Source organism: Stenotrophomonas sp. 05L44_2 (genome assembly GCF_056665995.1).
The window spans coordinates 1-4,024 of record NZ_JBFTNR010000388.1 but is presented as its reverse complement, the minus strand read 5'-3'; the positions used below and the strand labels follow the sequence as shown (position 1 = coordinate 4,024).

The 4,024-nt window shown below is 64.3% G+C and carries 3 protein-coding genes; 1 reads left to right on the top strand and 2 read right to left on the bottom strand.

Annotation, left to right across the window (positions count from 1 at the left end):
- A partial coding sequence (locus AC1VAN_RS14100; RefSeq protein ID WP_480986016.1) for a MerR family DNA-binding protein occupies positions 1–284 on the top strand: 284 nt, incomplete at its 5' end.
- A 77-nt stretch (positions 285–361) separates the two neighbouring features.
- On the opposite strand, the gene AC1VAN_RS14095 is transcribed toward AC1VAN_RS14100, so the two are convergent.
- Positions 362–556 carry a heavy-metal-associated domain-containing protein gene (locus tag AC1VAN_RS14095; protein ID WP_025874804.1) on the bottom strand — a complete coding sequence of 65 codons (195 nt, stop codon included), beginning with the start codon at positions 554–556 and terminating at the stop codon, positions 362–364.
- 162 nt (positions 557–718) lie between these two features.
- Positions 719–3,796 (bottom strand): TonB-dependent receptor, encoded by a 3,078-nt coding sequence (locus AC1VAN_RS14090; RefSeq protein WP_480986015.1) that lies wholly within the window; start codon positions 3,794–3,796, stop codon positions 719–721.
- Positions 3,797–4,024 lie beyond the last annotated feature (228 nt).

Genomic DNA, 4,024 nt, shown 5'->3' with positions numbered 1-4,024 from the left:
GCTTTTCGGTGGCCGAGATCACCGACCTGCTGGGCCTGTGGAACGACACCTCGCGGCACAGCGCCGACGTCAAGCGCCTGGCCGAGCAGCACATCGATGATCTGGAACAGCGCATCGAGAACATGCGGCAGATGGCCGATACGCTGAAATCACTGATCAGCTGCTGCGCCGGCGATGATCGTCCCGAGTGCCCGATCCTGCAGCGGCTGGGCGAAGGCGAGGAGGGCGCTGCGCCGGTGGCGGCGCCCACCGGGGCGGTACGCAGGCGCGCGCGCAGGACCTGAAGACGACATACGGAAAAGAAAATGCCCGCCCCGGCAGTTGCACGGGGCGGGCATCGTTCATGCAGTGGGTCAGGCGATCAGGCCGGGCGCGGCGGGAAACCCGCTTCGGTCAGCGCTGCAATGATCTGCGCTTCGCTGGCCGAGGTCTGCACCTGCACGCGGCGGCTGGGCGGGTCGGCCGACACCGTCGCCGCCGGGTCGACCAGCTCGATCGCCTTGGTCACGCTGCGCGCGCAGCCGCCGCAGGTCATGCCTTCCACATGGAATTCCATCTGTAGCTCCTTCGATGCACTTGGGGGTGGAGGCAGTGTGCACCTTGCAACGATGGCAGGGTCAAGCGCTCCCGCGGCGCAGGGCCCACGAAAAACGGCAGCCACCTGTACCAGCGCGGCTGCCGTGGAGGATCGTCCCCGCCCGCAGGCGGGGGTAATGCCTTAGAACTTCCAGTTCACGCCGAAGTACAGCTGGCGCCCGGCATACAGGTTGGACAGCAGGCGGGCCTGGCTGTCGTTGCCGATGTAGCTGCGCAGCTCGGACTTGGTGGCGTTCAGCACTGCTGCGGTGACGGTCCAGTCCGGCGTGAGGTTGTAGGCCACGTTCAGATCCAGCTGGCTGTACGGCTTGGTGTAGGTGGTCAGGCCGTTGTTGAGGCCGCCCACCACTTCGCCACGACGGTTGTACGAGGCACGGGCCAGGAACTTCTCGTTCTCGTAGAACACGGTGACGTTGGCCTGGTTCTTGGCGCTGCCGACCAGCGGTGACGAACCGATCTCTTCGCCATCAAGCACGATCGAGGCCAGGTTGGTGTCGTTGTAGGTGTAGTTGGCCTGCACGCCCAGACCGAAGGCGAAGGTGTACTGGCCATACAGCTCCACGCCCTGCGAGACGCCGTCACGGCCGTTGGCTTCGGTGCTGTACTTCTGCACCACCACCGTTTCACCACCGACGCTCATCTGCTGGTCGCGCACGACCGGCACGGTGAAGTTGTCCACGTTCTTGCGGAACAACGCCACGCCTGCAACCGAACCCGGCTTGAAGTACCACTCCAGGCCAAGGTCGAACTGCACCGCCTTGAACGGCTCCAGTGCCTTGTTGCTGCCCGAGCCGTACCAGCCGGGGGTGTCGGTGCCGCCAGCGACCCGACGATCATTGCTGTATTCCTGGCTGATGTACTGCAGGCCGCCCGGATAGGCGATGCTGGTGTAGCCCGGGCGCGCGATTACCTTCGACGCGGCACCGCGCAGCACCAGGTTGTCGGTGATGTCCCAGGCGATGTTGAAGCTCGGCAGGAAGTCCGTATAGGTCTTTTCCAGCGAGCTGAGGGTATAGACCTTGTCGCGCACCTGGTTGTCCGGCAGACGCACGAAGCCGCCCTGGCAACGCAGGTTCGGATCGGCAGCCGGGTCATCGCAGCTCATCGGCGCACCCGCGGCGTTGTCCACGAAGTAGTCGTTGAAGCGCTCGACCGAATCGCTGGACTGGGCGAACTGCTTGGTGCGCACCACGCGCACGCCGACGTTGCCGCGCACGCGATCAGTGCGGAAGTTGGCCTGGAAGTAACCCGAGTAGATCTTCTCGTTGACGTCGTAGACGAAGTCTTCCTCGGTACGGTTGTGCGAGCCACCGTAGGTCTGGTTGAGGTAGTCGATGTAGGCCGGGTAGTTGATGCCGGGGAACACGTTGGCATTGAAGCCACCGGCGATGTTGTTGATCGGGTTGGACAGGAAGAAGCCCGGCTGCGCATTGCCTGCGGTCGGATCGCAACCGGCCTGGTAACGATTGTTGTCATAGTCGACCGGGTCCAGGCCCTGGCAGACCCAGTAGGTGTTGCCGGTATTGCGGTGCACCTGGCCGTCGCGGTACTTGGCGCCGAACTGGATGGAATCCAGCCAGCCGGCTTCGAACATCTTGGTGACGTCGGCCTGGAAGTAGTTCTGCTTGACCTCGGTCTGCATCCACGACGAATCGGTGGAGCCGGTATCGACCTCGGCGATGCCGGCCATCAGCTGCTGCTGGATGTCCGGCGAGACGGTCAGCGACGGCGTGCCGGTCAGGTCCCACGCGGTGTATTGGTTGCCCGCCTGCCACTGGTCACCGACCTTGCGGCGGGGCTTGGCCGACATGCGGAAATTCATCGACGGGCCACCCTTGGACCAGGTGCGGCCGCCGGTGAAGCTGGCCTTCCACAGCGGGCTGATGTCCCAGTCGACGGTCAGATCGRCCGTCTGCGAAAGCGCCTTTTCCTTGCTGTAGCCACCGGTCAGCTGCGGGGTGGGGATGGTGCAGTCATCCGGACCCCAGCCACCCGGCGGCAGGCCAGCTGCGGCGGCCTGGTCTTCGCTGCAGTAATAGGTCTTGCCGGCAAGCTTTTCGTACTGCGCGCCGGTGACGATGCTGCCACTGGGATCGAAGCTCAGCCCGTTGAGCAGGCGCCCACCGGCCCAGTTGCCATCGCCGTTGTAGCGGGCCAGGTTCCACTCCGGCACCTTCAGCATGTTCTGGGTGTAGTCACCCTGCAGTTCGAAGCGGAAGTAGTTCGCGGTCAGGGTCAGGTTGTCGATCGGCTTGAACTGGAAAGTCAGCTGGCCGCCCTTGCGCTCGCGCTTCTCTTCCTTCACCGCGAAGTTCACCGAGGTCGGCATGAAGAATTCGCTGTAGTTCGTGCCGGTCTGGTTGTTGAAACCGGATTGGCCCCACCAGTAGTGGATGCCATCCTGTTCCAGCAGGTTGCCGTTGGCATCGCGCGCGGTGGTGTTGTTGCCGTACCACTGGTAGTCCTCTGTGCTGGTCTCCATGGTGCGGCTGGTGCGCTTCTGCTGGGTCACGCCGACCAGCACGCCGAAGCGCTCGTCCTTGCTGTGCCAGGAGTACAGCGCCGACACCTGCGGGTCGACGTCGTGGCTGGTATCGGACGACGTGCCTTCCAGGTTGACGTAGCCGGAGTTGGCTTCCATCTCCAGCGGGCGGCGCGTGTGCAGGATGACCGTGCCGCCGATGCCGCCTTCGTCGATGCGCGCTTCCGGCGACTTGAACAGCTCGGCGCTGGACAGCATGTTCGACGGCAGCAGGGTGTAGTTGAACGAGCGGGTAGCTTCGTTGTTGGTTTCCGACGAGGCGACGTAGTTGCCGTTCAACTGGGTCAGGGTCAGGTCGGGCGCGAGGCCGCGCACGCTGACCGACTTGCCTTCGCCACCGCTGCGGGTGATGACCACGCCGGGCACGCGCTGCAGCGCGTCGGCCACGTTCTTGTCGGGGAACTTGCCAACGTCCTCGGCGGTGATCACTTCGACCACGGCGTTGGCGTCGCGCTTCTGCTGCAGGCTCTTTTCGATCGCGTAGCGGTAGCCGGTGACCTGGACGCTGTCCAGGGTGGTGGCGTCCTGCGTGCCGGTCGTAGCTGACGCCTGCTGCGCGGAAGCGCCAAGCGGGGCGACGGCGGCGGCCAGGGCCAGCGCGATGGCCAGCGACAACGCGTCGTGGCCCTGCGTACGTGTTGAATGCTTCATTGCCATCTCTCCCTCTCTCCTGGATTGATCCGGTGACTGACTGACGCGGAAACTTGAATCGATCTAATTCGTGATGCCGATCTTGCCTTCGCCCTGCAGATGCAACGAGCGCCTGGCAGATGGCCTGACACGTCCTGTCCTGCTCCCCAACTCCCGGGCCATCGCGATGTCGTCTTGGATCGATCTAAGCGATGGGCGGGGCGATTTTTAGCACGGCCAACGCGCCGACGCATG